21 protein-coding genes are annotated in these 25956 nt (G+C 70.2%); 11 read left to right on the forward strand and 10 right to left on the reverse strand.

Annotated features, from left to right (window positions below; genetic code table 11):
• The first annotated feature begins 138 nt into the window (after positions 1 to 138).
• Both C6376_RS16115 and ppdK read left to right on the forward strand, forming a co-directional pair.
• Entirely contained in the window at positions 139 to 1338 is a 1200-nt protein-coding gene (locus C6376_RS16115) for an ROK family transcriptional regulator (RefSeq protein ID WP_107444055.1), read from the forward strand.
• A gap of 640 nt (positions 1339 to 1978) precedes the next feature.
• Positions 1979 to 4672 (forward strand): pyruvate, phosphate dikinase, encoded by a 2694-nt coding sequence (gene ppdK, locus C6376_RS16120; RefSeq protein ID WP_107444056.1) that lies wholly within the window; start codon positions 1979 to 1981, stop codon positions 4670 to 4672.
• A 255-nt stretch (positions 4673 to 4927) separates the two neighbouring features.
• Here the strand turns inward: ppdK and C6376_RS43835 are convergent, their stop codons facing one another.
• Entirely contained in the window at positions 4928 to 5104 is a 177-nt protein-coding gene (locus C6376_RS43835; protein ID WP_159083209.1) for a hypothetical protein, read from the reverse strand.
• Positions 5105 to 5475: 371 nt separating this feature from the next.
• Here C6376_RS43835 and C6376_RS16130 point away from each other — a divergent pair, with 371 nt between their 5' ends.
• From C6376_RS16130 to C6376_RS16140, 3 genes are all read left to right on the forward strand, one after another.
• A complete protein-coding gene (locus C6376_RS16130; RefSeq protein ID WP_107448994.1) occupies positions 5476 to 6162 on the forward strand; it encodes an ABC transporter ATP-binding protein in 687 nt (228 codons plus the stop codon).
• Positions 6159 to 8456, forward strand: coding sequence for an FtsX-like permease family protein (locus C6376_RS16135; protein WP_107444058.1), 2298 nt, complete (start codon positions 6159 to 6161; stop codon positions 8454 to 8456). The genes C6376_RS16130 and C6376_RS16135 overlap by 4 nt, the downstream gene beginning before the upstream one ends.
• 197 nt (positions 8457 to 8653) lie before the next feature.
• Entirely contained in the window at positions 8654 to 9961 is a 1308-nt protein-coding gene (locus C6376_RS16140; protein ID WP_254075956.1) for a serine hydrolase, read from the forward strand.
• A 34-nt stretch (positions 9962 to 9995) separates the two neighbouring features.
• Here the strand turns inward: C6376_RS16140 and C6376_RS16145 are convergent, their stop codons facing one another.
• Positions 9996 to 10817 carry a MerR family transcriptional regulator gene (locus tag C6376_RS16145; RefSeq protein WP_107444059.1) on the reverse strand — a complete coding sequence of 274 codons (822 nt, stop codon included), beginning with the start codon at positions 10815 to 10817 and terminating at the stop codon, positions 9996 to 9998.
• Positions 10818 to 11019: 202 nt separating this feature from the next.
• On the opposite strand from C6376_RS16145, the gene C6376_RS46140 reads away from it, so the two are divergent.
• The 3 genes from C6376_RS46140 (at position 11020) to C6376_RS16155 (ending at position 13051) form a co-directional block, all read left to right on the forward strand.
• Positions 11020 to 11148 (forward strand): hypothetical protein, encoded by a 129-nt coding sequence (locus C6376_RS46140; RefSeq protein ID WP_301554697.1) that lies wholly within the window; start codon positions 11020 to 11022, stop codon positions 11146 to 11148.
• A gap of 78 nt (positions 11149 to 11226) precedes the next feature.
• Positions 11227 to 12165, forward strand: a complete 939-nt coding sequence (locus C6376_RS16150; protein WP_107444060.1) for an oxidoreductase — start codon at positions 11227 to 11229, stop codon at positions 12163 to 12165.
• A 328-nt stretch (positions 12166 to 12493) separates the two neighbouring features.
• Positions 12494 to 13051, forward strand: a complete 558-nt coding sequence (locus C6376_RS16155) for a hypothetical protein (protein ID WP_216825569.1) — start codon at positions 12494 to 12496, stop codon at positions 13049 to 13051.
• On the opposite strand, the gene C6376_RS16160 is transcribed toward C6376_RS16155, so the two are convergent.
• The 7 genes from C6376_RS16160 to C6376_RS16190 all read right to left on the reverse strand — a co-directional run bounded on the left by C6376_RS16160 (position 12978) and on the right by C6376_RS16190 (position 20605).
• Positions 12978 to 13799, reverse strand: a complete 822-nt coding sequence (locus C6376_RS16160; RefSeq protein ID WP_254075816.1) for an IS5 family transposase — start codon at positions 13797 to 13799, stop codon at positions 12978 to 12980. The genes C6376_RS16155 and C6376_RS16160 overlap by 74 nt on opposite strands.
• A 349-nt stretch (positions 13800 to 14148) precedes the next feature.
• The gene (gene nirD / locus C6376_RS16165; RefSeq protein ID WP_107444061.1) at positions 14149 to 14508 is read right to left on the reverse strand and encodes a nitrite reductase small subunit NirD; all 360 of its coding nucleotides are present in this window, start codon (positions 14506 to 14508) and stop codon (positions 14149 to 14151) included.
• A complete protein-coding gene (gene nirB, locus C6376_RS16170; RefSeq protein WP_107444062.1) occupies positions 14505 to 17111 on the reverse strand; it encodes a nitrite reductase large subunit NirB in 2607 nt (868 codons plus the stop codon). Before nirB ends, nirD begins: the two co-directional genes overlap by 4 nt.
• Entirely contained in the window at positions 17111 to 18322 is a 1212-nt protein-coding gene (locus tag C6376_RS16175; protein ID WP_107444063.1) for an NAD(P)/FAD-dependent oxidoreductase, read from the reverse strand. Before C6376_RS16175 ends, nirB begins: the two co-directional genes overlap by 1 nt.
• 199 nt (positions 18323 to 18521) lie before the next feature.
• Positions 18522 to 19148, reverse strand: a complete 627-nt coding sequence (locus C6376_RS16180; RefSeq protein WP_107444064.1) for a class F sortase — start codon at positions 19146 to 19148, stop codon at positions 18522 to 18524.
• A gap of 254 nt (positions 19149 to 19402) precedes the next feature.
• Complete coding sequence (locus C6376_RS16185) at positions 19403 to 19957, reverse strand: hypothetical protein (protein WP_107444065.1); 555 nt, start codon at positions 19955 to 19957, stop codon at positions 19403 to 19405.
• A gap of 216 nt (positions 19958 to 20173) precedes the next feature.
• A complete protein-coding gene (locus tag C6376_RS16190) occupies positions 20174 to 20605 on the reverse strand; it encodes a gamma-glutamylcyclotransferase family protein (protein WP_107444066.1) in 432 nt (143 codons plus the stop codon).
• Between the two features lie 153 nt (positions 20606 to 20758).
• Between C6376_RS16190 and C6376_RS16195 the strand changes: the two genes are divergently transcribed.
• Both C6376_RS16195 and C6376_RS16200 read left to right on the forward strand, forming a co-directional pair.
• The gene (locus tag C6376_RS16195; protein WP_107444067.1) at positions 20759 to 22405 is read left to right on the forward strand and encodes a M4 family metallopeptidase; all 1647 of its coding nucleotides are present in this window, start codon (positions 20759 to 20761) and stop codon (positions 22403 to 22405) included.
• Positions 22406 to 22553: 148 nt separating this feature from the next.
• Positions 22554 to 23267 (forward strand): DUF6215 domain-containing protein, encoded by a 714-nt coding sequence (locus tag C6376_RS16200; RefSeq protein ID WP_319594574.1) that lies wholly within the window; start codon positions 22554 to 22556, stop codon positions 23265 to 23267.
• 144 nt (positions 23268 to 23411) lie between these two features.
• Here the strand turns inward: C6376_RS16200 and C6376_RS16205 are convergent, their stop codons facing one another.
• On the reverse strand, positions 23412 to 24950 hold the full coding sequence (locus tag C6376_RS16205; protein WP_107444069.1) for an MFS transporter: 1539 nt from the start codon (positions 24948 to 24950) through the stop codon (positions 23412 to 23414).
• 201 nt (positions 24951 to 25151) lie between these two features.
• Between C6376_RS16205 and C6376_RS16210 the strand changes: the two genes are divergently transcribed.
• On the forward strand, positions 25152 to 25886 hold the full coding sequence (locus C6376_RS16210) for a TetR/AcrR family transcriptional regulator (RefSeq protein ID WP_254075957.1): 735 nt from the start codon (positions 25152 to 25154) through the stop codon (positions 25884 to 25886).
• Positions 25887 to 25956 lie beyond the last annotated feature (70 nt).

Raw genomic sequence — 25956 nt, forward strand, 5'->3', positions numbered from 1 at the left:
CGATCCACACGGGGCTCCCCGAAGACGACGAGACCACCGCGCGCGGCAGGGCTCGGCGATGGCTACCGTAGAGTTACGTCTATTTAACACGCAGAACCCAATATGTAATGCAGGCTTGATGAACACAAGGGGGTGCGCATGACGGGGCGAGGCCAGGGCAGCGCCGGAGATCTGCTCGAACTGGTCCGCACGGGCCGCGCGACCACCCGCGGCGCCCTCCAGCAGGCCACCGGACTCTCCCGCGCCACCGTGGGCCAGCGCCTGGACCGACTGTTCCGCGCGGGCTGGCTGCGCGAGGGTGCCGGCGGCCCGGTGGACTCCCCGCTGGGTGGCCGCCCCTCCATCACCCTCGAGTTCGACGACGCCCACGCGGTCGTCCTCGCGGCGGACCTGGACACCAGACACGCGCGTGCCGCCGTCCTGACGCTGACCGGGGAGATCCTTGCGGAGCGCGGCGGCACGCTGGTCGTCGAGGACGGCCCGGACGCGGTGCTCGGCGCGCTCGGCGGCTGGTTCGCCGGCCTGCTCGAGCAGGCCGGCCACCTGCCGGAAGAGGTCTGCGGCATCGGACTCGGCGTCCCCGGACCCGTGGACTCCGGGACCGGGCGGGTGGTCCAGCCGCCGATCATGCCGGGCTGGGACGGCTACGACATACGGGGCCGCCTGTCCCGTGCCTTCACGGAGCGGAGCGGCGCACCTGCCGCGGTCCCGGTCCTCGTCGACAACGACGCGAACCTCATGGCATATGGCGAACAGCGCACCGGACACCCCGACTGCTCGGCGTTCGTGCTGGTCAAGGTGTCGACCGGCATCGGCGCCGGAGTGGTGGTCGACGGTGCGATCTTCCGGGGCGTGGACGGCGGGGCCGGCGACATCGGGCACATCCGGGTGGGCGCGGACGCGCTGTGCCGCTGCGGTTCGCACGGCTGCCTCGCGGCCGTCGCCAGCGGAGGCGCCGTGGCCCGCCGGCTGGCGGAGGCGGGGGTGCCGGCGGCGTCCGGCTCGGATGTGCGCGACCTGCTCGCCGCCGGGCACCCCGAGGCGGCCGCGCTGGCCCGCGAGGCGGGCCGCCGCGTCGGGGACGTGCTCGCCACGGTCGTGACGCTGCTGAACCCCGGTGTGCTGATGATCGCCGGGGATCTGGCCGGAACCGCGTTCCTCACCGGCGTGCGCGAGCTGCTCTACCAGCGCGCGCTGCCCCGCTCCACGGCCCGGCTGGACGTGGTGACCTCGCGGTTGGGGGAGCGGGCGGGCCTGGTGGGGGCGGGAGCGCTGGTGGTGGAGCACCTGTACACGCCCGAGCGGGCCGAGGCGCGGTTGCTGGCCCTGGGGGTGTGAGGGACGCTCGTGTGACGGGGTGCTCGCGTGTTGGGTGCTCATGCATCGGGTGCTGGTGCGACGGACCTCGCTCGACGGCTCGTACGACGGATCTCCCGCGTCGGGTGCTCGTGGGTCACGTACTCGTGGGTCGCGTGCTGTCGCGTGCTCGTGTGACGGGCGGGTTTCCGTCGCCCGGCCGCGTTGACGGGGCGTCCGCCGGGGTGTCCGCATGGTGACATGAGGAGGCCTGAAGAAGCGTGATTCTCGCCACCCCTGAGGGGAGTGGTGCTCAGATGAGCAAATCGAGGGCGACTGCACTTCTCCAAGGAGTGGCACTGAGTGCCACCAGGTGATCGTTCATCGATCGAAAACAATCGCGCCACTCGACGCTCATGTGAGCGCAATAGGCGACGGATGGGAGATGCTTGCGTTCAAGAGGTGAAAACATCGACTGCCCTGCGCTTGCCAAGCCTTGACTTTCGATCCGCTGGCGGACGGCTGGTTACGCGCGTATGACGTGCAAGTGGACGTACCCAGAAGCCTTTGATCTGGGTATGTTCCTGCCCGTCAGGGCAGCCACCGCGTCCTCGAGGAGTCGAGACCCGTGTCGGAAAACAAAGATCTTCATGGTGCCGAGCAGGCCGCGAGCGTTGAGGGCGTGAAGTTCGTCTACGACTTCACCGAGGGCAACAAGGACCTCAAGGACCTCCTCGGCGGCAAGGGCGCGAACCTCGCCGAGATGACCAACCTGGGCCTCCCCGTCCCTCCCGGCTTCACCATCACCACCGAGGCCTGCAAGGTCTACCTCGACAGCGGCGAAGAGCCGGCGGCACTGCGTGACGAGGTGAGTGCTCACCTCGTCGCCCTCGAGGACCGGATGGGCAAGAAGCTCGGCCAGGCCGACGATCCGCTGCTGGTGTCCGTACGCTCCGGCGCGAAGTTCTCCATGCCGGGAATGATGGACACCGTCCTGAACATCGGGCTCTCCGACAGGTCGGTCCAGGGGCTGGCCGAGCAGGCCGGCGACGCCCGCTTCGCCTGGGACTCCTACCGACGGCTGATCCAGATGTTCGGCAAGACGGTCCTCGGCGTGGACGGCGAGCTCTTCGAGGACGCCCTGGAGGCGGCGAAGAAGGCGAAGAAGGTCGCCGTCGACACCGAGCTGGAGGCGGCCGACCTCAAGAAGCTGGTCACCCGCTTCAAGAAGATCGTCAAGACCGAGGCCGGCCGGGACTTCCCGCAGGACCCGCGTGAGCAGATGGACCTCGCCATCAAGGCCGTCTTCGAGTCCTGGAACGGCGACCGCGCCAAGCTCTACCGCCGCCAGGAGCGCATCCCCGGCGACCTCGGCACCGCCGTCAACGTCTGCTCGATGGTCTTCGGCAACCTCGGCCCCGACTCGGGCACCGGCGTCGCCTTCACCCGCGACCCCGCCTCCGGCCACCAGGGCGTCTACGGCGACTACCTCCAGAACGCCCAGGGCGAGGACGTCGTCGCGGGCATCCGCAACACCGTGCCGCTCGCCGAACTGGAACAGATCGACAAGAAGTCCTACGACCAGCTGCTCGGCATCATGGAGACGCTGGAGAACCACTACAAGGACCTCTGCGACATCGAGTTCACCATCGAGCGCGGCCATCTGTGGATGCTCCAGACACGCGTGGGCAAGCGCACCGCCGGCGCGGCGTTCCGCATCGCCACCCAGCTCGTCGACCAGGGCCTGATCGACGAGACGGAGGCGCTGCAGCGCGTCAACGGCGCGCAGCTCGCCCAGCTGATGTTCCCGCGCTTCGACGAGGACGCGAAGGTCGAGAAGGTCGGCCGGGGCATCGCGGCCTCCCCGGGTGCGGCCGTCGGCAAGGCGGTCTTCGACTCCTACACGGCCGTGAAGTGGTCGCGCTCCGGCGAGAAGGTCATCCTCGTCCGCCGTGAGACGAACCCCGACGACCTGGACGGCATGATCGCCGCCGAGGGCATCCTGACCAGCCGCGGCGGCAAGACCTCGCACGCGGCGGTCGTGGCCCGCGGCATGGGCAAGACCTGCGTCTGCGGCGCGGAGGAGCTCGAGGTCGACACCAAGCGCCGCCGGATGACCGTGCCGGGCGGCCACGTGGTGGAGGAGGGCGACGTCATCTCCATCGACGGCTCCTCCGGCAAGGTCTACCTGGGCGAGGTACCCGTCGTCCCGTCCCCGGTCGTCGAGTACTTCGAGGGGCGGATGCACGCGGGCGCCGACGACGCCGACGAACTGGTCGAAGCCGTCCACCGCATCATGGCCTTCGCCGACCGCAAGCGCCGGCTGCGGGTGCGCGCCAACGCGGACAACGCCGAGGACGCGCTGCGCGCCCGCCGCTTCGGCGCCCAGGGCATCGGCCTGTGCCGCACCGAGCACATGTTCCTCGGCGACCGCCGCGAGCAGGTGGAGCGCCTGATCCTGGCGGACACGCAGGAGGAGCGCGAGGAGTCGCTGAAGCAGCTGCTCCCGCTCCAGAAGAAGGACTTCGTCGAGCTCTTCGAGGCCATGGACGGCCTCCCGGTGACGGTCCGTCTCCTGGACCCGCCGCTGCACGAGTTCCTGCCCGACATCACCGAGCTGTCCGTACGCGTGGCGCTGGCCGAGTCCCGCCAGGAGTCCCACGAGAACGACCTGCGGCTGCTCCAGGCGGTGCACCGGCTGCACGAGCAGAACCCGATGCTGGGTCTGCGCGGCGTGCGCCTGGGCCTGGTCATCCCCGGCCTGTTCACGATGCAGGTCCGCGCCATCGCCGAGGCGGCCGCGGAGCGCCGCAACGCCAAGGGCGACCCGCGTGCCGAGATCATGATTCCGCTGGTCGGCACGGTCCAGGAGCTGGAGATCGTCCGCGAGGAGGCCGACCAGGTCATCGCCGAGGTCGAGGCGGCCACCGGCGTCGAGCTGAAGTTGGCGATCGGCACGATGATCGAACTCCCGCGGGCGGCCCTCACCGCCGGCCAGATCGCCGAGGCGGCCGAGTTCTTCTCCTTCGGCACGAACGACCTCACGCAGACGGTGTGGGGCTTCAGCCGCGACGACGTGGAGGCCTCCTTCTTCACGGCCTACCTGGAGAAGGGCATCTTCGGCGTCAGCCCCTTCGAGACCATCGACAGGGACGGCGTCGGCTCCCTGGTCAAGGCCGCGGCCGAGGCCGGTCGCGCCACCCGCCCCGACCTGAAACTCGGCGTCTGCGGCGAACACGGCGGCGACCCGGAGTCCGTGCACTTCTTCCACGAGGTCGGGCTGGACTACGTCTCCTGCTCCCCGTTCCGCATCCCGGTCGCCCGCCTGGAAGCGGGCCGGGCGGCGACCCAGTCCACGGGCAGCGACCACCGCTGACCCCTCCGGGCAACGAACCCCGGGACCGCCGCCGGTCCCCGACCCTCACCGATCGACGGTGGCCCCGGCCCACAAGAAGGACGGCACCCTGTGCGGGGGTGCCGTCTTCTTGCGTTCGCGGTGGCATGGCGCGTGCGAACGCCGTCACACGCGAGCCGAGAGTGCCCCTTCTTGTTTCCGACGGTCTGGCTGGAAGTCGATCACCTGATGTGGTGGTTACGCGGTGATAGATCGTTTCTGTCAACATACGCACCGCTACAGTCCGTTACTCAAGGCGACGACAGTGTCGCTGGTGGTGATGGAGGTATGCGTGAAGAGGGCAGTGCTCGGCGTGGCTTCAGTGGGCCTGGTGCTCAGCGCGGCGGTGGCAGCGTTCGCCTCGCCGGCGAGGGGGGAGATTTCGACGCTTGAAACGGCAGGGGTGGCGTTCACGGGGGGATAGTACGTATTCAATCGGCCGGGCGTAAATCACGGGGCGTTTGAATGGTCTGGGCGACTCCTGGATGTGATCTCCAGCGACCGACACAACGTCTACGTCGAGGTAAAGGTTCAGGGGCACGGCTGGGTACGCTATTACGGTAAGCAGCGGAGTGCAGTGGAGCTGCATAAATTCAATTGGAATGGTGCTCAGCGGTATACAGGGGAGGCCAGGCTTCGAGCCTGTCGTGACCGCGGCACCCTTCGGCCGGACAACTGTATGCGATCAAAGATGCTCACCTACGACTGGGATCATGGCTGAGGGCTTCGGAAATCCCGGGTCCAGGTAAATCAACCTGGCCCCGGGCTCCTGATTGGGGAACGAAATCAATACGTCAGAAGTCCTGTCCGCTAGAGGTGTTGATCTCCTCTACGGTGAAACGCTAGCTGTTCGGAACGCTGAGATCTCTCTTGGTCGAGGAGAAGTTGTGGCGATCACTGGGCAGAGCGGTTCTGGAAAGTCGTCCTTGCTCTACTGCCTCGCTGGCGTACTCCCGGTCAGCCGTGGAGAGGTTCGCTTTGCAGGTCGTGCTCTCGGTGATCTCGACGATGAGGGGCTCAGTGCCCTCCGTCGTGAGCAGTTCGGGTTTGTCTTTCAATACGGAGAGCTATTGCCTGAGTTGACGGTCGAGGAGAATGCGGCGCTGCCGCTGCGCCTTGCCGGACAGCGAAAAGCTCAAGCGCTTGCCGTAGCTGGTGAGGTACTTGATCGTCTCGGTCTCGCGAAACTTCGGGAACGTCGCCCATCGCAGGTTTCAGGCGGGCAATGTCAGCGTGTGGCCGTCGCTCGGGCCTTGGTGCACAAACCTGCCGTTGTGTTTGCCGATGAGCCCACTGGTTCGCTCGATAGCGGCAACGCCGCTGCTGTTTTGGAAGAATTCCTGAGCCTGGCGCGCTCGCAGGGGACGGCGGTTGTGCTTGTGACTCATGATTCTCAGGTGGCAGCCCGGGCTGATATTCGCTACACCATGTGCGATGGCGAGCTCAAAGAAGAGGTATGTGAAGCATCGTGAAGGAACTTCTCCTGGGTCTGAGGCTCCTGATGGGCAGTGGTCGAGGAAATCGCGCCCGCTTCCTCCTCATGGCGGCAGGCAGCGCTATCGGGGTGTGTTGCCTTGCCGCCATGCTCGCAATTCCAGGTATTTTGTCCGCGCAGGACGCTCGTAAGGCAGCTCGTGAGCCGGATTGTTCCAACGGCCTGGGGGGATGTATTTCTGAATCCGGAAGGGGGCTAGCGCTTACTAGAGTGGACCCTTACGGAACGGAGCCCCTAACTCGGATTTTCGTGGCAGCAGGAGGTGCGTCGATCGCTCCGCCGCCAGGCCTATCTAAACTTCCCGAACCTGGTCAAGTGATTGTGTCCCCGCGATTGCATGATCTCCTTCGGGGTGATGCGGGCTTGGCTCATCTCTTGCCGGGCCGCGAGGCAGGTGTGATCTCTCACGAGGGGCTGTCTAATCCCGATGAACTCTATGCGTATGTGGGCTCCAGTCGAGAAATGCTCAAGGCGGGTGGGCATTTGTCGAAGTTCGGGCAGGTGGAAACTAGATTTCCGACTGTCGAAGCCTCAACACTCGACATCCTCCGCTTCACTCTCGCTGGCGTCGTCCTGCTTCCGCTGGCGGTGTTCCTTTCCGTCTGCGCTCGGCTGTCGGCCGCCTCTCGAATGAGGCGGCTGGCCGCATTGCGTCTGCTCGGTCTGAGCCGAAAGGGCACGCAGCGTGTCAACGCTGCGGAGACCGTCGCCGCCACCTTGCTGGGCGCCGTTCTCGGTCTGGGGGCGTACTGGGTCGTCAATCAGTTGGTGTCACGAGTGGGGCTGCCTGGATTCAAGTGGTACCCGAGTGATGGTGCGCTGTCTGGGAGTACGTTCCTGGTCTGCCTGGTGGGGTGTCCGGCGCTTGCCTGGTTCGTGGGCAGAGCCGGCGCGAAGAAGGCTGCCGCCAATCCACTGTCCGTGCGGCGCAGCGCGGTGGAGAAGCCACCCCGCTTGTGGGGGTTGCTCCCGCTCGTTCCGGGCATGGGCATCGTCATCGGATATTGCGTGGCTGGAGCGACAGGGCATGCCCCTAGCGAGACCTCGCTTTCCGCGATCCTGATGCCCCTCGCCGTCGTGTTGGTCGGTGCGGGTCTCGTGTTGACGCTTCCGATTCTCTCGCGTGCTCTTGCCTGCAGGGTGGCCCGAGTGACGAGTTCACTGTCCCTCGGTCTGGCCATGCGTCGCAACGAGATGGAACCGGGCGGAGCTTTGCGTGTGGCGACGGGTCTGGTGCTTCTGGTGTATGCAGCCTCCCTTACCCAGGGGGTGCTCATCGAACTGGACCAAGTGTCAAAGAACACCGCACGGGTTCAGCTCTACACAATGCCACTCGGCGGCATGAGTCCTCGTACGGAGCAGACCATGCAACGGGTGTCAGGAGTGCGGGGGCACGCCGTCCTCGCGGACTCGTGGGTCGACCTTGACAGTGAGAAGTTTCCGGAGAGTATCAGTGCGGTGATCGCCACCTGCGACCAGTTGCGCAGAATGGCGTCAGTAGTCGGGAACTGCGTAGAAGGACGTTCCGCGCGACTCATGATTCCGGACTACTCCAATAATGAGTTCAGCAAGGCCGGGAGGCGCTTCCCCTTCCAGTTACAGAACGCGGAGGGTAAGAGCCGCTTCGTGACGGTTCAAGTGCCGTCCCGGACTATTCGTTACCACGACGACACCGCGACGCAGTTGGCTGGCAGTGGCTCAGTCTTGATCCCGCCCTCCGCCCTTCCCAAGGGCTTCCGTCCGCAGACCAGGGCCACGCTTGCCCTCATCAGTAGCTCCGACCCCGACACCGTGCGCTCTGTACTTGAGGGCATCGCAGGAGTCGATCCCACGATCGAGGTTGAGTTGGACGGGGTCGACCCCGCCGCCCTCCAGCAGATCACCGTCATCAAGACCCTCCTCGGGGTGGGCATGATCCTCGGGCTGATCATCGGTGTGGCTGCCTATCTCGTCGCCGCCACCGACAGGGCTGTGGAGCGTCGCCCGCAGGTCACCGCATTGACGTTGCTGGGGGTCAGGCCTCGTACGCTGCAGGCCGTTCAAGTTGCCCAAGTTGTTGTGCCTTTGGCCGTCGGGCTCGTGCTAGCCGTGGTGACTGGGAAGATGGCTGAGTCGAGCTATCTGGTGACCGGTGGCGGAGCCATCTTCTGGGACGGGGACGGGTTGCCGTTGTTGGTTGGGTCGGCGCTCGGGGTCGTCGTCATCGCCGCTCTAGGGTCCTTGCCGTTGGTGGGGCGGCGGATTGATCCGGAGTTGATTCGGCGGGATTAGCGGTGGGGGTGATGACGGGCGGCGGCCGGTGTCGCCGCCCCTCTTCTCGTTGTGCCGCCGGGCCGGCATGCAGGAGTGTGCTGCTTCGTTCGGGCAGCGGGCAGCGGGCAGCGGGCAGCGGGCAGCGCAGGGGTGGTACCAGGGTTGGATCGGGGTTGGCTCAGGGGCCTCCCTGATGGGACGGGGTGTCGGTGCGGATGAGACTGGTGGTGGGCCGGTCGCTTGCCGGTCCGACCACCATCGTCACCCTCATGGAGGGCCCCACAGTGAACAGCTCTGCGCGTCGAACCTGTTGGATCACCCTGGCCGCCTGCGGAAGCCTGCTGGCCACGGCGTTGGCAGCGCCTGCCTCCTCCGCCGCTTCCGGCCCGACGCGCGCTGCCGTCACCGCGCCGTTGCCCGGGCTGGATCCCGTCGCGCTCCAGGCGGCCATCGGCGGATTGCCCAACGCGGACGTCACCGGCGCGCTGTTACGGATCACCGGTCGCGCGGGCCACTGGTCGGGCACCTCGGGTGTGGGCGACCTGAAGGCCGGTCAGGGCGTGCCGTCTGATGCGCACATCCGGATCGGCAGCATCTCCAAGGTGTTCACCGCCACGATCGTTCTCCAGCTCGCCGCCGAGCACCGGCTCGATCTGGACGAGCCCGTACAGCGGTACCTGCCGGGCGTTCTGCCGGCCGGGCTGCCGCCCGTGACCGTCGGCCAGCTGCTCAACCACACCAGCGGGCTTCCGCGCGGCGCCGGTAACCCCGACTTCGGAGACGGCAGTCCCGAGTGGTTCGCCGCCAATCGCCTCAAGAGCTTCACACCGCAGCAGGTGATCGACCTGATGGCGGGCCAGCCCGTGCAGTTCGCGCCGGGTACCGCGCAGCAGTACAACGGGATGAACTACTACGTCGCCGGCCTGCTGGTCGAGAAGATCACCGGGCACCGCTTCGCCGACGAGGTGCGGGCCCGCATCACCCGGCCTCTCGCCCTGCACGACACGTATGTCCCCAACGCCCACGACCCGCGGCTGCCGAGCCCGCACTCCCATGGATATCTGACGGTCAAGTCCTCGGACGGCACTTCGCATCCGGTGGATGTCACGGAGCAGAGTCCCTGGCCCTGGGCCGAGGGCGGCATGATCTCCACCGCCGCTGACCTCGACCGTTTCATATCCGCGCTCTTCCGTGGCCGCTTCCTTCCGCCGGCCCAGCAGGCCGAGCTCTTCGCGGTCCCGGACGTCCCCAGTTTCCGCAGCAGCCAGTGCCGTACCGAGACCGATGCCGGCCGGGCCTGTATGACCATGGGCCTGATGCGGGTGAAGGCATCCAACGGTGCCGTGGTCTGGGGCAAGACCGGCTCCCGTCCCGGCTACACCAGTGGCGTGTTCTCCACCCGCGACCTCTCCCGGAAGATCGTCTACTCGGTCAACCCCACCAACGTGAACGGCTCCGAGATCCGCTATGTCCAGCAGATCGCCGCCGCCTCCTTCGGCACCGTGGTCCCGGCCACGAGCTGACCGTCGAAGAGGAGAGCGTCCGGGGTGCGAGTGGTCAGATCCGGGTCACCGGCGCCTGCAACTCCGTCACCCAGTCGTCGCGGTTCTCGGGGCATTCCAGGTTGATCTCACGGGGGTACCCGATCGACCGGTAGCCGTTGGCGTCGACCCAGCGGGCCAGGGCCTGGGCGGTGGGGAGCACGGTGTCCATCGGGCCGCGGTGCACGATGGTCGCCGCCCGGTCGAGGGGTGGCAGGTCGAGGACGCGGAAGACGCTGTCCTGGAGAGGGGCGGAGACCTGGACGGCGGCGTGGACGCTGATCCTGCCACCGCCCTCCGGGGCGTCCTCGTAGTACGCGACGCCGGGCCCCGTGGGGGTGATGTCCGCCGAGCCCAGGCACCGGAACAGTTCGTCGTAGAGCGGGCCGATGACGGGACCGATGTCCTCGGGCCCGTAACTCGCGGCGGTCGCGGACAGCTCCGCCACCCTGAGGGGAGGGACGCTCTTGAGGACAACGTCGTTCGTGGGCATGTGGCCCTCACTTTCGATGGCTCGGAGTCTCGCCTCGACCTGGACCAGCCGCGCTCCCGCGGCGGCCATCGCGGTCTCCAGCTCGGCCCGCCGCAGCCGCAGCATGCCGCGCAGTTCCTCGAGGCCGACCTTCTCGTCCACGATGTCCCGGACCTGCTGGAGGGTGAATCCGAGGTCCTTGAGGGCGATGACCCTGTTGAGGCGGGCGAGCTGGGAGGCGGTGTAGTGGCGATAGCCGCTGGCGGGGTCGACGTGGGCCGGGCGCAGCAGTCCGGTCGCGTCGTAGTGACGCAGCATGCGGACTGAAACGCGGCCGTGCCGGGCGAAGTCTCCGATGGTGAACATGATGTCTCCGAGTTGACCGCCTCACACGGTGTGAGGGTCAAGAAGCTACTTGGCAGCAGGGGAGGGAGGCCGGACAGCGAGAACACCGGGCTTCGCCGGCGCAGCCGCATCGGGTGCCCGCCCGTGCGTGAGCCGGGCGGTCGAAGAGGAGGCTCGGGGGCATGGGTGACGAAGAGCCGGTGACCGGGGCGGTCGCGGAAGGGTGGCGAGGGAGTCCCGCCGGTGGTGGCCCCTGGACGACTCCGTCGTCCTCTGCGAGCGTCCCGTGGAGCTGCGGTTCGAGAACACGCTGATCACCTACGCGTACGGCTGTCGGGTGACAGGCGGCTGAGGCGCCTCGCGCGGGCCCCGGCCACGGTCGCCGTACGCTGTGCCTGCCAACGAGAGGGTGTGCGGAGGGAGGACGGCCATGGCTGCCTGGGGTGTGCGTGACATGCCTGACCAGGGCGGTCGCACCGCTGTGGTCACCGGGGCCAACAGCGGGCTCGGGTACGTCACCGCGCGGGAACTCGCGCGGCGGGGTGCACGCGTCGTGCTCGCCTGCCGGAGCGAGGCGCGGGGGAGGGACGCCGTCGAGCGGTTGCGCGCAGAAGTGCCGCAGGCCGAGGTGGAGTTGGGCTCGCTCGACCTCGGTGATCTCGCCTCGGTGCGGGCGTTCGCGGCGTCGTTGCCGTACGAGCGGCTCGACCTGCTCGTCAACAACGCCGGTGTGATGGCGATGCCGTACGGCGTCACCGCCGACGGGTTCGAGACGCAGTTCGGGGTGAACCATCTGGGGCACTTCGCCCTCACCGGGCTTCTGCTGCCCACGCTGCTCGCCGCGCCCGGTCGGACCGCCGGACCTCGGGTCGTGACCGTGTCCAGCATGGCGCACCTTCTCGGCGCCGTCGATCTCCGTGACCTCAACTCCGAACGCCGGTATCGCCGTTGGATCGCCTACGGGCGGTCCAAGACCGCCAACCTCCTCTTCACGCACGAGCTCGCGCGCAGGCTCGCGGCGACAGGCGCCGACGTCGTGGCGGCGGCCGCGCACCCGGGCTACGCGTCGACCAACCTCCAGACGGCCGGTCCGCGCGCGGAGGGGCGCCGGGCTGCCGAGCGGATGATGGCACTCGGCAACCGGGTGCTCGCCCAGCCCGCCGAGGCCGGTGCGCTGCCCGCCCTGTACGCGGCGACCGCGCCGGGTGTGCGTCCGGACTCGTTCACCGGCCCGTCGCTGGCGATGTGGCGCGGCGCTCCCGGACCCTCCTGGCGCGCGCCCTGGACCCTCGACGACCGGGTGGCGGCACGGCTGTGGACCGCCTCCGAGGAGCTGACCGGGGTGTCGTACGACGCCCTGAAGAACTGACGTCCCGACTCCCCGACGCCCTGATGTCCCGAACCCCTGAGTTCTCCGGGGCTCGGAGTCGGGGCCCGGAGAGCCGGGCCCCGGAACCGGGTTCGTGTCCCCGCGCCGGGCTGCTCGGCACCCGAAGCCGCCCGGCGTTCTTACGGGGGCCCCCGTCAGCCGCCCTCAGGCAAACCACCCTCAGGCAAGCACCCTCTGACAAGCCACCCTCAGAAGCCGTTGTCTTTCCGGATGTGATCACTGAGTTTCCGCTGCTCAGGCATGGTTCCGGTGTCGTCGTGGGAGCGTTCGGGCGATCAGTTCGTCCTGGATGATGCGGAGGTGGCCGGTGGCGTCGGTGATGGGGTTGCTGGAGGAGCGGGAGGCCGTTGCCCGGGTGCGGGTGGAGGAACTTCAGGTGGAGGCGGACCGGATCTTGTCCGAACTCGCCGCGGCCGAGGCGGTGTTGGAACGCCGGGCGATCGCTCGGGCGGAGCTGGCCGAGGCCCTGGCCGCCCCTGGTGATGCGGCGGATGCGGCCGTGCGGGAGGCGCCAGAACCGGTGCCGGAGACCACAGCGGTGAAGGTCCCGGTTGCGGGGTCGATCGTGCCGCACTTCGGGGAGGGGACGACGGTGGAGGCGCTCGCGCCGGATTACCGGCGGATCGTGGAGGTGGTGGAGTCCGGTCCGGGAGGCGGTGAGGGGGTGCCGGCGAAGGAGATCGCGTCCGGGCTGGGGCTGGAGTTGGTGCCGGCGAAGATCGAGGGGGTGCGGTCCAAGGCGAGGCGCCTGGCCGAGCGGGGCTGGCTGGCGGTGTCGCCGTCTGGACGGTTCACGCCGCGGCAGTCCACTGTGACCGCTCCTGCCGGGGCCGGGAGGCTGTCCGGGCAAGACGGCGGCTCATGAGCATGGCCTGCGAGAAGTAGATGAACGCCTCGCTGGAGGCGGGCAGTGTCTCGAAGTCGCGCACCAGGCGCCGCGAGCGCATCAGCCATCCCAGGGTGCGCTCGACCACCCACCTTCTCGGCAGCACCACGAACCCCTTCATGTCGTCGCTGCGTTTGACGATCTCCAGCGTGAGCTGGAGTTTCTCCTTCGCCCAGTCGACCAGGCAGCCGGTGTAGCCGCCGTCGGCCCACACCAGCGTGATCGTGCGGAACCGCGCCCGCAGATGGGGCAGCATGACGCGGGCGGCCTGCCGGTCGGTCACGTGTCCGGCCGTCACCAGCACCATCAAGACGAGGCCGATGCTGTCCGTGATGACGTGCCGGCGCCTTCCGTTGATCTTCTTGCCGCCGTCGTAGCCGCGTGAGGCGGCGGGCACCGAGGAGGCGCCCTTCACCGACTGCGAGTCGATGATCGCTGCCGTCGGCTCTGGCTGACGGCCCTCGGCCTCACGGACCCTTCCGCGCAGCCGGTCGTGGAACTCCCGGGCCAGGCCCGCCCGTCGCCACCTGCGAAAGTAGGCGTACACGCGGTCCCATGCCGGGTAATCGACAGGCAGGGAGCGCCACTTGATCCCATTGTCGGTGACGTAGAAGATCGCGTCCAGCATCTGCCGGTGGCAGTAGCCCTCCGGCTGTCCGCCCCGGCCCTCCAGCCAGGCCGGGACCGGCATCGCGTCGCGCACCACCGCCCATTCCTCATCCGTCATGTCGGAGGGATACACCGGCGCCCTCTCCGGGCGGTCGGCCGCGTTCCCGAACCGGTGAGCGAGGCAATCGCACGCCGACACGCGGGAGTTGGACGGGAACAGGTCCGTCACGCAAGACTGGGACAACAGGGCCTCCTGGCGCTCGAGTTGGCTTCGCAACCCTCGTGCTGCACCGGAGGTCCTGCTTTCATGCGCCCGCGCGGCCAAGATCACTCGACCTGGGACCCCGTTCGATCAGAACCGCGCTCATGATCGATAGGCATACGGCTTCTCAGGCAAGGGGCCGTCCGGTAAGCCCCTTCGGTAAGCCGCTTACGCTGAGCCGCTTCTCCCGGCCGGGCCGCACCGTTCAGGCCGTGCGGACCTCGTATGTGTGGATGCGTACCGCGTCGTCGTCCAGGCACTCACCGCTGGTCAGGTCGAAGCGCTGCTTGAGCAGGGGGGAGGCGACGAAGGGGCGGCCCCGGTGGGTTCCGGTGAGACCGCGGGAGAGGACGGCCGCGCCGCTGAACGGGTCGCGGTTGTCGACGGCGTACAGCTCGCCGGCGCGGTCGCGGAACAGGGCGACCTGGCGGCCGTCCGGCAGCAGCGCGGCCACGCCCCGGCCGGGGACGAGCAGGCTCAGGTCACAGACCGTGAACCATTCCTCCGCATGCTGCGCCAGCCGGAGCTGGACCTTCAGGTCGGTGGTCTCGGGCGCCAGGGTCATCGCTGGGCACTCCCTTCCAGGGGTCGGTGGCCGATGGTCAGCAGCGGCAGGTCGGGCTTGATCTGGTCGCGCTCGGGGACGAAGCCGACGACCGGGTCGGGGGTGTCCGGCGCGTTCACGAAGGACACGAACCGGGCCAGCTTCTCGGGGTCGTTGATGGTGGTCGCCCACTCGTCGGCGTAGTGCGCCACGTGCGCCGTCATCAGGGACTCCAGCTCCTCGCAGATGCCGAGCGAGTCCTCCACCACCACGTCCCGCACGTGGTCCAGGCCGCCGGGGATGCGCTCCAGCCAGGTCGAGGTGCGCTCCAGGCGGTCCGCGGTGCGGATGTAGAACATCAGGAACCGGTCGATCAGCCGGATGAGTTCGGCGTCCGACAGGTCCTGGGCGAGCAGGTCTGCGTGGCGGGGGGTGGCGCCGCCGTTGCCGCCGACGTACAGGTTCCAGCCGTTGGAGGTGGCGATGACGCCGAAGTCCTTCGACTGGGCCTCGGCGCACTCGCGGGCACAGCCCGACACCGCCGACTTGAGCTTGTGCGGCGACCTGAGCCCCCGGTAGCGCAGCTCCAGGTCGATCGCCATGCGGACGGAGTCCTGGACGCCGTAGCGGCACCAGGTCTGGCCGACGCAGGACTTCACGGTGCGCAGCGACTTGCCGTAGGCGTGGCCGGACTCGAAGCCGGCGTCCACCAACCGGGTCCAGATCAGCGGAAGTTGTTCGACCCGGGCGCCGAACATGTCGATCCGCTGGCCGCCGGTGATCTTCGTGTAGAGGCCGAAGTCGCGGGCGATCTCACCGATCACGATGAGGCCCTCGGGGGTGATCTCGCCGCCGGGGATGCGCGGGACGACCGAGTAGGAGCCGTTCTTCTGCAGGTTGGCCAGGAAGTGGTCGTTGGTCTCCTGCAGTGCCGCCTGCTCGCCGTCCAGGACGTAGCCGCTCGCGCCGATGGTCGGGGCGAGGGACGCGATGATCGAGCCGATCGCGGGCTTGCAGACGTCGCAGCCGTCGCCGCCCCGGGCGCCGTCGCGGCCGTAGCGGTCCAGGAGGTCCTGGTAGGTGTTGATGCGCAGGGCGAGGACGATCTCGTACAGCTCCTCGCGGGTCTGCGAGAAGCAGCCGCACAGGCCCTTGTCGACCTCGACGCCGCTCGCCTCCAGCTCGGCGGTGACCAGTTGGCCGAGCACCTTCACGCAGCTGCCGCAGCCGGTGCCGGCCTTGGTGCACTTCTTGACCTCGGGCACGGTCGTGCAGGAGTGCTCCGTCACCGCGCCGCGGATGGTGCCCTTGGACACGTTGTGGCAGGAGCAGATGATCGCCTCGTCCGGCAGCGCGGACGGGCCGAGCTGGACGGCCTCTCCGGAACCGGCCGGCAGGACCAGCGACTCGGGGGAGACGGGCGGCACGGACCCGGTGAACGCCCGCAGGGTGCCGTAGGCCTCCGCGTCGCCGACCAGGATGCCGCCGAGCAGGGTGCCGTCACGGCCGATGACCAGCTTCTTGTACAGGCCGGAGCGGGAGTCGGAGTAGACGACGTCCAGGCAGTCCTCGGCGGTGCCGTGCGCGTCGCCGAAGGACGCCACGTCCACGCCGAGCAGCTTGAGCTTGGTCGACAGGTCGGCGCCGGTGAAGCTGGCCTCGTCGGCCGCGATCGTCGCCGCCGCGGTCTCGGCCTGCTCGTAGCCGGGCGCGACCAGGCCGTACACCCGGCCGTCGGCGGCCAGCGCGCACTCGCCGATCGCGAAGACGTGCGGGTCGGCGACGGTCCGGCACTGCTCGTCGACGGTGATGCCGCCGCGCTCGCCGACCGTCAGTCCGCAGTCGCGGGCGAGCTGGTCACGGGGACGCACGCCGGCGCTGAACACCACCATGTCGGCGGCGAGTTCGGAGCCGTCGGACAGCTTCATGCCGGTGACCGCGCCGTCCTCGCCGACCACGATCTCCTGGGTGCCGACGCCGGTGTGCACGGACAGGCCCATGTCCTCGATGGTGCGCAGCAGGGCCGCGCCGCCGCCCGCGTCGACCTGGACGGGCATCAGCCGGGGCGCGAACTCCACGATGTGGGAGGTGAGTCCGAGGCCCTTGAGGGCGCCCGCCGCCTCGAGGCCGAGGAGCCCGCCGCCGACGACTGCGCCGGTCGTGGCGCGCGTCTTCGCGTACTCCTCGATGGCGAGGAGGTCGTCGATCGTGCGGTAGACGAAGCAGCCCTCCGCGTCCTTGCCCGGAACCGGCGGGACGAACGGGTAGGAGCCGGTGGCGAGCACGAGGACGTCGTAGTCGACGACCAGTCCGGAGCGGGCGGTCACCCGGCGGGCCTCGCGGTCGACGGTCTCCGCGGGGTCCCCGACGTGCAGTTCGATGCCGTGCGCGGCGATGAACTCCAGGTCGGTGAGGGACAGGTCCTCGGCCGTCTTACCGGAGAAGTACGAGGTGAGGGCGACGCGGTCGTAGGCGGGACGCGGCTCCTCACAGAGCACGACCACGCGGTGGGTGGCGGTCAGGCCGCGCTCGGCGAGCGCTTCGAGGAAGCGCTGGCCGACCATGCCGTGGCCGACGAGCACGATCGTGGGGGTGGCCTCCGTGGCCTCCGGGGTGGCGGTCATCAGGAGCCTCCATCGTTGGTGAGCAGGTGGAGCAGGGGGCCGCCGTCGGAGGGCAGCGGCTCTGCTCCCTCCCAGGCGCGGGCGAGCGCGCCGACGGTGCCGAGTTCGCCGACGAGGACCCCGCCGACCAGGCGGTCGTCGCGGACGACGACCTTGCGGTAGGTGCCCCGGGTGGCGTCGGCGAGTTGTACGACGTCGTCGCCGGGGAGCGGCTCGGTCTCGCCGAAGGCGGCGAGGTCGAAGGCGCTGTTGCCGGCGAGGGTGAGCCGGGTGAGGACGCGGGTGCCGGTGTAGCGGGTCGCCCGCCCGGCGAGCGACTCGGCCAGCGCGTCGGCCTGTTCCAGGGCGGGCGCGGCGAGGCCGTACACCGTCCCGTCGTGCTGCGCGCAGTCGCCGATCGCGCGGATGTGGGGGTCGGAGGTGCGCAGCTCGTCGTCGACGAGGACGCCCTTGCGGACGGCGAGTCCCGCGTCCTTGGCGAGACCGGCGCGCGGCGAGACGCCGCAGGCCAGCACCACCAGGTCGGCGTCGAGGGCGTATCCGTCGGCCATCTCCACCGAGCGGACGGCGCCGCCCAGGCAGCGCACGTCGCGCACCCGGCACTCGGTGTGGACCTCGACGCCGAGGTCCTTCAGGTGCCGCAGGACGAGCCGGGAGGCGTTCGGGTCGAGCTGGCGCTCCATGAGGCGCTCGGCCTGCTGGGCGAGGACGACCTGAGCGCCGCGCACGGCGAGCGCGCGGGCCGCCGAGACGCCGAGCAGTCCGCCGCCGATGACGACCGCCCGGACACCCGGCCGGACCGCCTTGGACAGGCCGAGGCAGTCGTCCATGGTCCGGAAGGCGTGGACGCCCTCCGGCAGGACGTGGTCGGGGGTGAACAGGCCGCGCAGCGGCGGCAGCACCGGGTTGGAGCCGGTGGCCAGGACGAGCGTGCCGTACGCGATCTCGGAGCCGTCCGCGCAGGAGACGGTCCGCCGGTCGCGGTCGATGCCGGTCACCCGGGCCCGGACCAGTCCGGCGGGTGCGGGCAGCGCGATCACCTCGGGGGCGTACCGGCCGGCCAGCACCTCCGCGAGCAGGACCCGGTTGTACGGCCGGTGCTCCTCCTCGCCGACGAGCAGTGCGGGCGTGCCCAGCTCGCCGAGCCGGCGGGCGAGTCGGGCGCCCGCGAGGCCGGCACCGATCACCACCACACGCGAATTCGAGGTCATGTCCAGGAGCGTGCGGTGCCGACGTTACCCGGCCGCATCACGGTTGTTTCCCGCGAGGAACGCTGCCCTCAGCGGAGCCCCGGCCGCGGTGTGAGGGTTCCGGCGTCCAGGCGTCCAGGCGTCCAGGCGTCCCGGCCTCTCGGGGATCCGGCGATCCGGCGGCTCCCGGGGGTGAGCGGTCCCCGGGGCGGGCCGGCGGTCAGCCGCGTGCGGACGTCAGGTGGGCGAACACGACCACGTTGCCCTGGTAGCCGGTCGCCTTCGAGTAGCCCCCGCCGCAGGTGATCACCCGCAGCTCGGGCCTGCTCGCCGGCCCGTAGACCTTCTCGTCGGGGAAGCCGCGGGCCGGGTAGAGCTCGACGGCGTCCACGGTGAACACGGCGACGCCGCCGTCGCGCCGGTCCACCTCGACGGCGCTGCCCCTGCGCAGCGCGCCGAGGTCGTAGAAGACGGCGGGACCGTCGGCGTTGTCGACGTGGCCGGCGACGATCGCGGTGCCCGTCTCGCCGGGGGTGATGCCCGCCTCGTACCAGCCGGCGAGGTTCTCCTTCTCGGCGGGCGGGACGTCGAGGCTGCCGGACGGGGTGAGGGCGAGCCCCGTCAGCGGGGCGTCGACGTGGATCGCGGGGATGCGGATGCGGTCGGGCGGGGAGGGCGGCAGCGCAGCGGCGGACCTGCCCGGGACGTCCGGGCCTGCGGTGTGGGCCTGGGCGGCGGACGGCTGTGGCGGGGCGTGCGTCTCGGTGCCGCTGCGCAGCAGCCACGCGCCGCTGCACAGGGCGGCCGCGGTGACGGCGGCTATGGCGGTGTTGCCGACCCTGCGCATCGGGAGACCCCGTTTCTGTGACGTCCGGCGTGGTGCCGTCGGCTGGTGACGCCCGACGTGATGACGCCCGACGTGGTGGTCCGGCGTGGTGGTCCGGCACGGTGACGTCCGATGTCGTCACGTCCGGCGTGGGTGGCGTCCGGTACGTGGGAGCGTGCGGGAACTCCCGTGTCCCCCTCCGGGTCGCGAGGGGCGTCGGACCCGGAGGGGGAGGGGACATGCGGTACCGGCGGACGGACAGCGGAGGGTGTCCGTCAGATCCCGTCGCCTCTCGCCCGGCGATGCAGGAGCCAGGTACCGCCCGCGGCGGCGACGGCGAGAGCCGCCACGCCGGCCGCGGTCTGTACGGGGTCGGTGCCCAGTGCGCCGCCGACCCCCGTCTTCACACTTCCTCGCGGCTGTGTCTGCTGCCGGTCCGAGGCGAGCACGACCACCAGGTCCCCGGTGATCCGCCGGCCGTCCGCGGCGCACTCCGCGACGATCTCGTAGGTGCCGGGCTGCGCGCTCGGCGGTACCCCGAACCGCCCGGCCGCCTCGCCCTCGTGGGCGTCGGGCGCGAGCGGGAAGCGGCCTGCGCCCACGGCTCCGGCGTCGCCGGCCGCCGCGCCGGCCCCGCAGTCCGCCGTGTTCACCGAGACCTGTCCGCCCGGCACCGCGGTGGCCGGGTACACCTCCAGGCGCCCGGCGTCGGTGCCGCTGCCGGCGGTGACGGCGTGCGCGGGCGCGGCGAAGGCGGCCGCGACGGTGACGGCGAGCGCGGTACCGGTCAGCAGACGGGTGGTCAGCAGACGGGCGGTCCGTCGTCGCATCGATGCTCCTTCGAGCTCGCTCCTCGAGATTCCCTGCCTCTCCGAGGTAAGTGGCAGCGGGACGGACACGCTCGCTGATGGTGTGTCAGGAATGGGATGAACGGGTGTCGGACGTGCTGCGCCCGGAGTGGTCCGCGGTGGCGTTTCACCAGGTCACCTGTGTGGAGACGGAGTCCCCCGGAAATCCGTCCGCAGGGGGTGTGAACGGGTGACCGGTCAGTGCCGGGTGAGCCAGTCGCCGCCCTCGATCGGCTTCCCGCGCACCCGCAGGCCGGCGGCGACGGCCGGCGCGGCCACGTACACCCAGGCGCGGACGGGAGCGGCGCCGGCCGCCCTCGTCACCTCGCGTGCGACGCGCTCGTAGAGGTTGCGCGGGTCGGCGGGCGCGTACTCCTCCAGCCGGTCGAGGTCGGCGAGCAGACGGGCGTACGCCTCGGGGCGGGCCGTCACGAGGTCCCCGGCGACGGTCAGGCCGGCTTCGTCGGGCTCCTCGACGGCGTAGGGGTAGCCGGGCCCGTCGTAGAGCACCGCGCCCGGCAGCCGGGCCGGCTCCTCGCGCAGGGTGCGGCCGTGCAGGAAGCGGTCGTGGTTGACCTGGCCGGGGCGCAGGGTGCCGTAGACGAAGAAGGGGAGTGCGGGGGCGGTCACGGAACCGATTCTCTCTCCTCACCGCCCCTGCACCGGTCCCTCGCGTCGATGCTATGGACATGACATGTCGAGGCCTCTTAAATGCCAGGACGACGTCAGCGCCATCCCCACGCGCGCCCCCACGGCGCCTTCATGAGGAGACCGAAGAGACTGATGAGTCGGATACGGCAGCACGTCCGAGGTTCCCGTCTCGCCACCACCGGCATCGCCGTCACCACGGCCGCACTCCTGGCGGCCGCGCTCTCCCCGGCCGCCGGCGCGGCCGACAGACCGACCCGCGCCACCGCCCTCGACAACGCGGCGGCGGTCCTCGCCGACCGGGCCGCGGCCCTGGGTCTCACCTCCGGGCAGGACACGTCCGTCCGTGACGTGGTGGTCGACAAGGACGGTGTCCAGCACGTCCGTTACGACCGCACCTACCGGCAACTCCCCGTGCTCGGCGGGGACTTCGTGGTCCACATGGCCCCCGACGGCTCGTACCGCAGCGCGGACCGCGCGACCGGGGCGGCGATCTCCCTGCCGACCATCACCCCGAAGGTCTCCGCACCCAAGGCCGCCGACGTCGCCGTGAACGCGCTGCGCGCGTCCAACCTCGGTGAGCGTCTGAACCAGGTGAAGGCCAAGCCGCAGCTGGTCGTCGACGCCCTGCACGGCGCCCCGCGACTGGCCTGGCGGACCAACGCCGTCGGGCTGGACTCGCTCGGCAACCCGGTCGCCCGCACCGTGCTGACCGACGCGCGCACCGGCGCCCAGATCGACGCCTGGGACGCCCTGGAGACGGCGACCGGCGACGGCAAGTCCCTGTACGGCGGCACGGTCCCGCTGCAGACGACCCAGTCCGGCTCGACGTACCAGCTCAAGGATCCGACGCGCGGCAACACGTACACCGGCGACGCCGAGAACAAGACCGACCTGTGCTTCTTCGGCATCTGCTTCAGCCGGGCCCCCGCCACGCTGTTCACGGACGCGGACAACCACTGGGGGACGGGAGCCGCGGCCGACCGTGCGACGGCCGCCGTGGACGCCCAGTACGGCACCGACGTGACCTGGGACTACTACAAGAACGTGCACGGCCGCAACGGCATCGCGGGCGACGGCAAGGGCTCCTACAACCGGGTCCACTACGGCAACAACTACGCCAACGCCTTCTGGGACGACAGCTGCTTCTGCATGACGTACGGCGACGGCAACGCCACGCAGCTCGGCCCGCTCGTGGGGCTGGACGTGGCCGGACACGAGATGTCGCACGGCGTGACGTCGAAGTCGGCGAACCTGACCTACTCGGGCGAGTCCGGCGGTCTGAACGAGGCGACGTCCGACATCTTCGGCTCGCTGGTGGAGTTCTACGCCAACAACTCCTCCGACGCCGGCGACTACCTCATCGGAGAGAAGATCGTCCGCTCCGGCTTCGGCCGGGACGCCCTGCGCTACATGGACAAGCCGAGCAAGGACGGCAGTTCGGCGGACTCCTGGAGCAGTTCTGTCGGCAACCTCGACGTGCACTACTCCTCGGGCGTCGCCAACCACTTCGCCTACCTCCTCGCGGAGGGCAGCGGAACGAAGACGATCAACGGCGTCACCTACAACTCCCCCACCTCCAACGGCTCGACGGTCACCGGCATCGGCCGCGACAAGCTGGGCGCCATCTGGTACCGGGCCCTGACGGTCTACATGACGTCCTCCACCAAGTACGCGGGTGCGCGGACGGCCACCCTGAACGCCGCCCGTGACCTCTACGGCGCCGGCAGCACGGAGTACAACGCGGTGGCGGCGGCCTGGAGCGCCGTCAACGTCAACTGACCTCCACCGCCTGCGACGCCGCGTCCCGCCCCGACGACCTCCCGGGGCGGGACGCGGCGCGATCCCGCTTCCCCGTGGCCTGATCACCCGCTACGCTCCCTCCGCGCGCATCCGGCGCGAGCAGGGGGTACCGGGGGTAATGGGGGACATGACCGAGGAAGTCGCCGCGGCCGAGAAGGGCCCGAACGCGTGGGCTCAGGCCATCGCGGCGCTGGTGGTGGTCGGGGCGCTGGGTGGCGCGCTGTACGTCATCCAGCAGAACGACGCGAAGGCCGCCGCGGAGGCCGCCGACAAGCCGGCCACCTGCCGGGTCGACGACGAGGACGCGAAGGCCGCCGCAGCCGCGAAGGCGGCGCACCGCATCGCCGGGACGCAGTTGTGCGCGGCGCTGAACCGCGCGGACCTGCCGACGCTCCTCGGCACGCCCGCGGAACGGGCGCGGACGGCCTACGGCAGTGACGGCTCGGTCGAGACGGGGGACAAGTCGATCCCGTCCCCCGAGGGGACCGTCCAACTGGACACCTACACGGTGAAGTTGTCGCGGTCCTACGACGGTCTCCCGATCGCCGGGATGCAGGACCTGCTGAACGAGGCGCAGACGAAGACGGTCGCCGGTCACCCCGCGGTGCTCTACTCGAGTCCGACGATCGCCATCCAGTTCAACCTGGGCGGAGGCAAGTCGCGGAGCGCGCCCGGCGGCATCGCCCGCACCCTGGTCGTCGCCCCGGACGCCAAGGACCGCGGCGGCTCCTACGAGCTCTCCATCTGGCGCCAGGACGACGTGCGGCCGGACGACGCGGCACTGCTGCGCGTCGCCCAGCTGGTCCTGCCCACGATCCCGGGCTGGGCCACCGCCCGCTGACGAACCGACCGGCGCCGTCGCACACCGTCCGGTCACGCCGTCGTCCCGGAACCCGGTGAGGGCGGTCGGAGTCCGCCGCACCCACGCCGAAGGCCGGCGCCCTCACGTGGGGCGCCGGCCTTCCCGGTGCGGCAGTCGTGACGGTCAGGCGACCGGCTGCGGTTCCTCCGTGCGGGTGTCGGCGACCGGCTGCGGTTCCTCGGCCCGCGCCTCGGCGACGGGTTGCCGCGGCGTGGCGTCCCGCATGACCAGGGCCGCCAGGACGGCCGCCGCCAGGACGCCGATCGCACTGATCGTGAAGGTCGTCGTCATCGAGGCGGTGAAGGCCTCCCGGGCCGCCCGGACCAGAGTGCGGTCGCCGTCGGCCGCCGTCAGCGCCCCGCCGATCGACTGCCGGGCCGCCTCGGGGGCGTCGGCCGGCATCCCGGCGGCGAAGCCGCTGGTCAGCAGGGAGCCGAGGATCGCGATGCCGAGCGCGGTGCCGGCCTGCTGGACGGTGTCGTTCAGGGCCGAGCCGACACCCGCCTTGTCTGCCGGGATGGTGCCCATCAGCGCGGCGACGGCGGCGGGCATCGCGAGTCCGGCGCCGAGTCCGAGCAGTCCCAGGGCCACGGCCGGGACGGCGAATCCGGAGTCCGCGCCGACCGTGGCGAGGAGTGCGAAGGAGGCGGCCATCACGAGCATCCCGGCCAGCACGACGAACCGGTTGCCGATCCTCCCGGCCAGGTGGACGCCCGCCCCGTTGCCGGCCAGCGCCGCGAGAGCGAACGGCAGGAAGGCGAGACCGGCCCGGACGGGGGAGTAGCCGAGGACGAACTGCAGGTACTGGGTGAGGACCAGCAGCAGACCGCCGTTGCCGATCTGCACCAGGGCCAGCGAGAGCGAACCGCCGCTGAAGTTGCGGTGCTTGAAGAGGACCAGCGGGACCATCGGCGAGGGGGTGACGTTCTCCCAGACCACGAACCCGGCCAGACCGATGACGGCGACCGCGAGGCTGAGGGCGGAGCGTCCGCCGAACGCGCCGTGCAGCGGAAGCTCGATGATCCACCAGACCAGGGCGGTCATGCCGACCGCGGAGAGCACCGCGCCGAGCGGGTCGGGCTTATGCCAGGGCGCCCTGGACTCCGGCATCAGGGTCACGGCGGCGACGACGGCGAGCACGACGACCGGGACGTTGATCAGGAAGATCGAGTGCCAGGAGAAGTGGTCGATGAGGACGCCGCCCAGGACCGGACTGCCGACCAGGCCCAGCATGGACACCGAGCCCCACGCCGCCATCGCCCTGCCGCGCTCCTCCTCGTCGAAGACGGTGATGAGGATGGACAGCGTGGACGGCATGATCAGCGCCCCGCCGACGCCCATCGCGGTGCGGACGGCGATCACCTCGCCGGGGTCGGTGCAGAACGTCGCGGCCAGTGAGGCCGCCCCGAACAGGGTCAGGCCGACCAGCATCACCCGCCGGCGGCCGAAACGGTCACCGAGACTTCCCGAGGTCAGCAGCAGGCCGGCGAAGACCAGGATGTAGGAGTCGAGGATCCACTGGGTGTCCTGGGCGCTCGCACCGATGTCCTCGGTCATCGAGGGCACCGCCACGGTCAGCGCCATGCTGTCGACCGTCAGGACCAGTGTGCTCAGGCACAGCACGACCAGGATCCACCAGCGGCGAGGACTACGGGTTTCCATGACGTCCTGTCCTTTCGTCGTGCGCACGGTGTTCTCGCGATGCGCACACTGTTCCGGCGAGACCTGCAGAGCGCCGCGTACGGCGTTCTGTCGATGCGCACACTGTACGCACAGAGGAACGGTGTGCGCAATGAGGAACTGTGTACGCTGAGAGCGCACGATGTTCGCCCGTCGTCAGTCGACCCCCTTGGGAGCAGAGCCGTGGCCGCCGAGACGAAGAACCCCCGCCCCGTCCCCTCCGTGTGGGCCCGCGGACGCCGCGAGCCCGACCAGCCCGCGCTCAGCCGGGACGCGATCGTCCGGGAGGCGGTCGCCATGCTGGACGCCGACGGCATCGAGGCGCTGAGCATGCGCAAGCTGGGCGCCCGGCTGAACGCGGGCGCGACCTCCCTCTACCGGCACGTCGCCACCAAGGACGAACTGATGGAGCTGGCCGTGGACGAGGTCGCCGCCGAGATCCACGTCCCGTCTGCCGGCGGGTCCGACTGGCGCGCCGCCGTCGCCGGCGCCGCGGGCTCCTTCCGTGCGACCGCGCTGCGGCACCCCTGGCTCGCCTCCGTCCTCGGACAGGCGGGCCTCGCCTACCTCGGCCCCAACCTGATGTCCTTCTCGGAGCGGCTGGCCGCGCTGTTCACGGCCGCCGGGTTCGCCGAACCGGGCCGTGCCATCGAGCCCGTGCTGAGCTACGTCATCGGCGTGAGCACCACCGAGGCGGCCTGGCTCACCACGGTCGCCCGATCCGGCGAGACCGAGGCGGAGTTCGTCGCCCGCCTGATGCCCGCGGCCCAGCAGGCCGCCGCCCCCTACGCCCATCTGGCGAGCGAGTACGCCGCGAACGCCGCCGAGGCGGCCGACCCGGCGGCGCTGCGCGAGGGCAAGTTCGCCTACGGCCTGGACGTCCTGCTGGACGGCCTGGCACTGCGCCTGCCGGAGTGAGGCTTCGGAGCGGGAGCCCGGGAGCCGGAGTCCCTGAGGGGGCTCCGGGAGCGCGGGGACGCGGAGCGGA

It is taken from the genome of Streptomyces sp. P3 (genome assembly GCF_003032475.1).
Classification (GTDB): Bacteria; Actinomycetota; Actinomycetes; order Streptomycetales; family Streptomycetaceae; genus Streptomyces.

Excerpts from the sequence above, each read along its gene's own strand:
- C6376_RS16115 (WP_107444055.1), top strand. The coding sequence starts at position 139 with ATGACGGGGCGAGGCCAGGGCAGCGCCGGAGATCTGCTCGAACTGGTC.
- C6376_RS16140 (WP_254075956.1), top strand. The coding sequence starts at position 8,654 with ATGAGACTGGTGGTGGGCCGGTCGCTTGCCGGTCCGACCACCATCGTC.
- C6376_RS16145 (WP_107444059.1), bottom strand. The coding sequence starts at position 10,817 with ATGTTCACCATCGGAGACTTCGCCCGGCACGGCCGCGTTTCAGTCCGC.
- C6376_RS16150 (WP_107444060.1), top strand. The coding sequence starts at position 11,227 with ATGGCTGCCTGGGGTGTGCGTGACATGCCTGACCAGGGCGGTCGCACC.
- C6376_RS16160 (WP_254075816.1), bottom strand. The coding sequence starts at position 13,799 with ATGACGGATGAGGAATGGGCGGTGGTGCGCGACGCGATGCCGGTCCCG.
- nirD (WP_107444061.1), bottom strand. The coding sequence starts at position 14,508 with ATGACCCTGGCGCCCGAGACCACCGACCTGAAGGTCCAGCTCCGGCTG.
- nirB (WP_107444062.1), bottom strand. The coding sequence starts at position 17,111 with ATGACCGCCACCCCGGAGGCCACGGAGGCCACCCCCACGATCGTGCTC.
- C6376_RS16175 (WP_107444063.1), bottom strand. The coding sequence starts at position 18,322 with ATGACCTCGAATTCGCGTGTGGTGGTGATCGGTGCCGGCCTCGCGGGC.
- C6376_RS16180 (WP_107444064.1), bottom strand. The coding sequence starts at position 19,148 with ATGCGCAGGGTCGGCAACACCGCCATAGCCGCCGTCACCGCGGCCGCC.
- C6376_RS16185 (WP_107444065.1), bottom strand. The coding sequence starts at position 19,957 with ATGCGACGACGGACCGCCCGTCTGCTGACCACCCGTCTGCTGACCGGT.
- C6376_RS16195 (WP_107444067.1), top strand. The coding sequence starts at position 20,759 with ATGAGTCGGATACGGCAGCACGTCCGAGGTTCCCGTCTCGCCACCACC.
- C6376_RS16200 (WP_319594574.1), top strand. The coding sequence starts at position 22,554 with ATGACCGAGGAAGTCGCCGCGGCCGAGAAGGGCCCGAACGCGTGGGCT.
- C6376_RS16205 (WP_107444069.1), bottom strand. The coding sequence starts at position 24,950 with ATGGAAACCCGTAGTCCTCGCCGCTGGTGGATCCTGGTCGTGCTGTGC.